The 6,660-nt window shown below is 43.4% G+C and carries 2 protein-coding genes; both read left to right on the plus strand.

The features are described 5' to 3' along the window. Positions 1-6 precede the first annotated feature (6 nt). Positions 7-4,563: an SDR family NAD(P)-dependent oxidoreductase gene (locus F6K49_RS33350; RefSeq protein WP_293103564.1), complete on the plus strand. Its 4,557-nt coding sequence runs from the start codon at positions 7-9 to the stop codon at positions 4,561-4,563. Further along, the coding region (locus tag F6K49_RS33355) for a condensation domain-containing protein (RefSeq protein ID WP_293103561.1) at positions 4,560-6,660 on the plus strand (2,101 nt) is incomplete at its 3' end. The genes F6K49_RS33350 and F6K49_RS33355, both read left to right, overlap by 4 nt.

The following is a 6,660-nucleotide window of genomic DNA, read 5'->3' on the forward strand; positions in this document are numbered from 1 at the left end:
TAACTAATTGCTGCCAGGGGCTCTTTGATGCAGAAATTACCGGCTGGTGGTGAGATGGTTTCAGTCATGGCCTCAGAATCTTATGTGACAGAAGCAATCGCTCCCCACCCAGAAATATCCCTAGCAGCTATCAACGGGCCAGAAAGTGTAGTCATTTCAGGGGACTCTATTGCCATCAAAGCCATGGTCAGTAGCCTAGAATCAGCCGGAATCAAAACTAAACAACTACAAGTATCCCACGCCTTCCATTCATCACTAATGGAACCGATGTTGGCAGAGTTTGAAGCACTAGCCCAGCAAATTACATACCATCAACCTAGGATTCCCATCATCTCTAACGTCACAGGAGCCCAAGCTGACAAGAGCATCGCCACCGCACAATATTGGGTTCGTCATGTGCGCCAACCGGTAAGATTTGCCCAAGGAATGAATCAGTTACACCAACAAGGCTATGAAACCTTCCTCGAAATCGGACCCAAACCAATATTATTAGGGATGGGGCGTCAATGCCTAGCAGAAGAGGTAGGTCTGTGGTTGCCATCATTACGTCCGGGAGTAGATGAATGGCAACAAATGCTCTCTAGTTTGGGACAGTTTTATGTACAGGGAGCTAACGTAGATTGGTCAGGATTTGACCAAGATTACAGTCGTCAGAAAGTCTCCTTACCAACTTATCCCTTCCAAAGACAACGGTATTGGGTGCAAACTGCTGAGGGTTGGGATGCCAAAGCCATTTCGGCAATCAAACTCCATCCCCTGATTAATCAAAAATTCCAATCTCCCTTATCAAAAGAAATCTTTTTCGAGTCTGACTTTAGTACCACTACCCTACCCTTTTTAGCAGACCATCGTATTTATGACCGGGTAGTAGTTCCTGGTGCCAGCCACATTTCCCTGTTGTTAGCAGCAGCATCGCTAACCTTGCCCACAACCGCATGTCAACTGGAAGATATTCTCTTTCCCCAAGCTCTAGCCATTCCGGAGCCAGGAGTAAGAAAGGTTCAAGTAGCTTTGACTCCCAGCGATAGCTCCTATACATTTCAAGTAATTAGCTTTGACGACTCTTTAGACTCACAGACTAATGGGGTTTCAAAAAATGGTAAACAAGTCGGTTCTTGGGCTGTTCATGCTACAGGAAAATTTGCTACTACCAAGACTGAACAATCACTAATATCCCCTCAAGAGGTTCAAGCTCGTTGTACTCAAAAAATAGAGGGTACAGAAATTTACCAGTATCTCTGGGAGAGACAAATTAAATTAGGAGAGAGTTTCCGCTGGATTGAGCAGCTATGGTTAGGAAACGGAGAAGTTCTTGGTCAACTGAGAGTACCCCAAACAGTGCTGGATGCAACAAAATATCAACTACATCCAGCTTTGATTGACTCGTGCTTTCAGTCAGTTGCAGCACTTATTGTAAATCTTTCCGACGACAAGAATGAGACTTTTGTACCGTTTAGGGTAGAGAAATTTACTTTCTATAATCCTCCTCAGCCTGGATCGCTTTGGTGCTATACTCGTGGCTCGAAAGACCAACAATCAGACGAAAAATTCAAAGCCGATATACAATTATTTGACCAACAAGGACAGCTGGTAGCTCAGGTCACTGGTTTTGAATCGAGGAAAGCCAATCCTGAAACCTTGCTGATGACTCTGGATGAAGATTTGAGTAATTGGTTTTATCAAATCAACTGGCAAGCCCAACCCCTATTATCAACTTCGGAATCTACTCCTGAACATCAAACAGGTAATTGGTTAGTATTTACTCTCACTAGTGAATTGGCAGAGCTTATTGGAGAGGAGTTACAGCAAAAGGGAGACAACTGTATTTGGGTATCTCCAGGGTCAGAGTACAAAAAATTAGATGCTCAACATTATCAAATCAACCCCACTGTTGCTGAGCAATTCCAACAACTGCTGCAAGATAATGCTGAGATTAAAGGTATTGTGCATTTATGGGGTGTCAATGAAACAATCGAATCTGTGAATGAGTTACAAACAACCCAAGAACTAGGTTGTGCTACAGTAGTGCATTTAGTGCAAGCCTTAATTCAAGCTGGACTAACTCACCTACCGCCGATGTGGTTAGTCACGATGGGCACTCAGAGTGTATTCGATCAAAAAGAAGTGGTGCAACCTCAACAGGGCTCTCTCTGGGGACTAGGGCGAGTTATTCGCCTCGAACATCCAGAATTAACCTGTTGCCGAGTTGACTTAGACCCCAAATCCCCTGTTTCTGAAACCATCCCCAAATTGGTAGAGCAACTGTTGTCTTATGATCACGAAGACCAGATTGCCATGCGTCAAGGAGTTCGTTATGTCCCCCGATTAGTAAGACAACAACAGCACAAACTCACCTCACAACAACAATTGCCTATACCAAAGAATCAACCATTGCAATTGAAGTTGTCGGAATACGGACTGATAGACAACCTCAACTGGGAACCAATGCAGCGTCGTTCTCCAGAAGCTATGGAAGTAGAAATTCAAGTCAAAGCAGTTGGCTTAAACTTCCGAGACGTACTCAATGCTCTAGGATTACTCCAAGAATATTACGCCGAAGTATTGAGTATTACCAGTGTAGAGCAACTGACCCTGGGATTGGAATGTGTAGGCGTTATTACATCAGTGGGAGAGGGTGTCTCCCAATGGCAGGTGGGAGATGAAGTAATGGCTTTGGTTCCTAACGGGTTCAGCAGCTTTGTCACCACTGCTGCTGAGCTGGTTATAGCGAAACCGAAACAGATGAGTTTCACCGAAGCAGCTACCCTCCCCTTAACATTCCTCACCGCCTATTATGGGTTGCAGCACTTAGCCAAGATTAAACCAGGAGAGCGGGTGTTAATACATGCAGCAGCAGGAGGAGTAGGACAAGCAGCAGTACAAATAGCTCAGCTGGCAGGAGCCGAGATCTTTGCTACCGCCAGCCCGAGTAAATGGGAATTTCTCAAATCCCTGGGTATCAAACACATTATGAACTCCCGCACCCTAGATTTTGCCGACGAAATTCTGAATTTGACTCAGGGAGAAGGCGTCGATATTGTCCTCAACAGCCTCAATGGAGAGTTCATTGACAAGAGTTTTGCCGTGTTAGCTCCTCAAGGACGGTTTGTAGAGATTGGCAAAATTGGCATTTGGAACCAACAACAAGTCCAACAGAAACTACCCAATGTTGATTACTTCCCCTTTGATATCGGAGAGGTAATGGCACAACAGCCTGAGGTAATTGCCCAACTTTCAGAGGAATTAACCCAGCAATGGAATGGAGGAAAGCTTCAAGCCTTACCTCATAAAGTATTTCCCAGTAAAGAAGTAACAGCAGCCTTCCGGTATATGCAGCAAGCCAAGCATATCGGCAAGGTAGTGGTGGAGATGCCACAATCGACAGGTGAGCCAAAGTCCATCCAACCAGAAGGAAGTTATTTGATTACCGGAGGATTGGGAGCCTTAGGATTGGAAGTAGCCCAATGGATGGTAACTCAAGGAGCGAGAAATATCCTATTAATGGGGCGTCGTGCTCCCAAGGAAACTGCACAAAAAATCATTGAGGAGTTGGAAACAGCAGGAGCCAATGTCAATGTTTTGTTAGGAGATATCTCGATTGAAGAAGATGTGGCTAAGATTTTCCAGCAGATACAGGCATCATTACCCCCACTCAAAGGAGTGATTCATGCAGCCGGGGTATTGGATGATGGCTTAGTGCAAAACCTCAGTTGGGAGCAGTTTACTAAAGTGATGGCACCAAAAGTTGCAGGGACTTGGCATTTACATCAACTCACCCAAGATTTACCCTTAGATTTCTTTGTTTGTTTCTCGTCGATGGCTTCGATGTTGGGTTCACCAGGTCAAGGAAACTATGCCGCAGCTAATGGTTTTATGGATGCAGTAGCCCATTATCGTCGAGGTCAGGGATTACCAGGATTAAGCATTAACTGGGGAGCATGGGCAACAGCAGGAATGGCAGCTCGTTTAGCAAAGGAACATCAAAATCGAATGCAGAGTAGCGGGGTAGTGGCCATTCAACCCGAATCAGGAATGCTTGCATTAGGTTCATTGTTATCAGGGTCTCAAAGCCAAGTAGGGGTATTCCCAGTTAATTGGTCGGAGTTTTTTAGGCAGATGCCAGGATTGGGAAAGCTCCCATTTTTAGAAACTTTTACCACAAAAACGGTAGAACAGAGTCAGAACAATCAGATTCTAGAACAGCTAAATCTAGCTTCAGAAGATAAGGAAAAAGAAAAGCTACTGACCTCTTATGTCCAAAGCAAAATTGCTCATATTATGGGTATGAACCTCTCTCAAATAGAGTTAGAAAAATCTCTAACTATGATGGGACTTGACTCATTGATGGCTGTGGAATTACGAAATCAGATTCAAACTGAGCTGCTAGTGGATATTCCGGCTACCAGATTTATGGAAGGAATCACCATTGTAGCTCTAGCAACTGAGATTAAACAACAACTGATAATTAAAACAGATAAAAATCAAACTATTGAATTAAATAATCAAGGGCAACTTGAGCCAGATAACGTCAAAGATAGTAATTGGATAGAGGTAGAACTATGAACTTAGTAGAATTTTTACAAAATATCTCTCTCAAAGGGGTAAAATTATGGTGTGATGGGGAAAAATTGCGTACGGGAGGTTCCCAAGAGGTATTAACTCCCGATGTTATTGCTCAACTGAAGCAGCACAAAACTCAAATTTTACAATTACTCCAGGAACAGCCAGATATATTGCAAGTATATCCTCTGTCCTACGGTCAAAAGAATATCTGGTTTTTATGGCAACTAGCACCTCAGGGTCATCATTATAATTTATCATTTGCAATTCGCATTTACTCCCAAGCAGATATAATTACTTGGCAGCAAACTTTTAAAGTGCTAAGGCAACGCCATCCGCTACTGCGGAGTACCTTTCCGAAAGTCAGCGAACAAGCAGTTTTACAGGTGCATCAAAATCAAGAGTTAGACTTCTTGCAAATTGATGCTACTACCTGGAGTGAAGATGAACTGCACAAAAGAGTGACAGAAGCTCATCGACATCCCTTTGACTTGGAAAAAGAACCAGTAATGCGGGTCAGGTGCTTCACTTGCTCAGAGCAAGAGCAGGTTTTATTGTTAACGATACACCACATTGCTTGGGATGGCTGGTCAATGAATTTGATTATCAAAGAACTGCCACAACTCTACCAAGCTCAACGTGCTGGTGTAGAGGCATCTCTACCAGAACTGAAGCACTCTTACCAAGATTACGTTCGTTGGCAAAGGGAGTTAGTAGAGAGTCAAGAAGGAGAAAGCCTCTGGGACTATTGGCAACAAAAACTGGCTGGAGAATTACCTGTATTAAACTTGCCCACAGACAGAAAACGGCCGCCAATACAGACCTATAACGGTGGTAGCTACCCTTTCAAGTTATCTGAAAAGCTGACTCAGCAACTGAAGACACTGGCTCAAAAAGAAGACGTAACTCTTTACATGCTCCTGTTAGCTGTTTTTCAAGTGCTTCTATCTCGTTACAGTGGTCAAAAGGATGTCTTAGTGGGTTCTCACACTTTTGGCAGAAGTAAAGCAGAGTTTGCCCCCATCGTGGGTTACTTTGTTGATTCAGTGGTGATGAGGGCAGATTTGTCAGGGAATCCTTGTTTTACAGACTTCCTCTCCCAAGTGCGCCACACAGTGCTTGAGGCACTAGCTCATCAAGATTATCCCTTTGTGTTATTGGTAGAACGGTTACAACCACCGCGAGACCCCAGCCGTTCCCCCATCTTCCAAGTTTCTTTTCTACTACAGAACTTCATCCAACAGCAATCTCAAGATATAAGAAAGCTGTTAACTAACAGAACAAAAGCTTTAGTAGATTGGGGAGGGCTTAAGGTAGAACCGTTTATATTGGATCAGTATGAAAGTCTGTTCGATTTGTTACTAGAAATGCTCGAAGAAGACTCTTATGTAACTGGTGTTTTAAAATACAATACTGACCTATTTGATGAGCATACTATTGCCCGAATGGCTGATCATTTTGAAAATTTGTTAGCCTTGATTGTGAGTAATCCAGAGCAGAGAGTAGGACAACTTCCTCTGCTAAGTGAAGCAGAAAGACAGCAGTTGTTAGTAGAGTGGAACAATACTAAAATAGATTACCCTACAGACAAATGTATCCATGAGATATTTGAAGCTCAGGTAGAAAAAAACCCTGAAGCAGTAGCAGTAGTATTTGAAGAGCAAAAGCTGACTTATTCTGAGTTGAATAGCAAAGCCAACCAACTCGCTCGCTACTTACAACATTTAGGAGTAAAACCAGAAGTTTTAGTAGGAATTTGCTACGAGCGCTCTGTTGAGATGGTAATTGCTTTATTAGCCACACTCAAAGCTGGAGGAGCTTATGTGCCAATCGACCCTAGTTATCCACCGCAACGGTTGGCTTATATGCTGGCAGACGCAGAGGTATTAGTGTTGTTGACAACTCCAGCACTGATGAAATTAATGCCAGAACATCAGGCACAGCTAGTTTGTTGGGAACAAGATGGGGAAGCTATTAGTTCACAGAGTATAGAGAATCCATTCAGTGGAGTCAATTACCAGAATTTGGCTTATGTTATCTATACATCAGGTTCAACAGGGAAACCTAAAGGAGCAATGAATACCCACGGCGGGATTTGCA

The organism is Moorena sp. SIO3I6, from assembly GCF_010672095.1.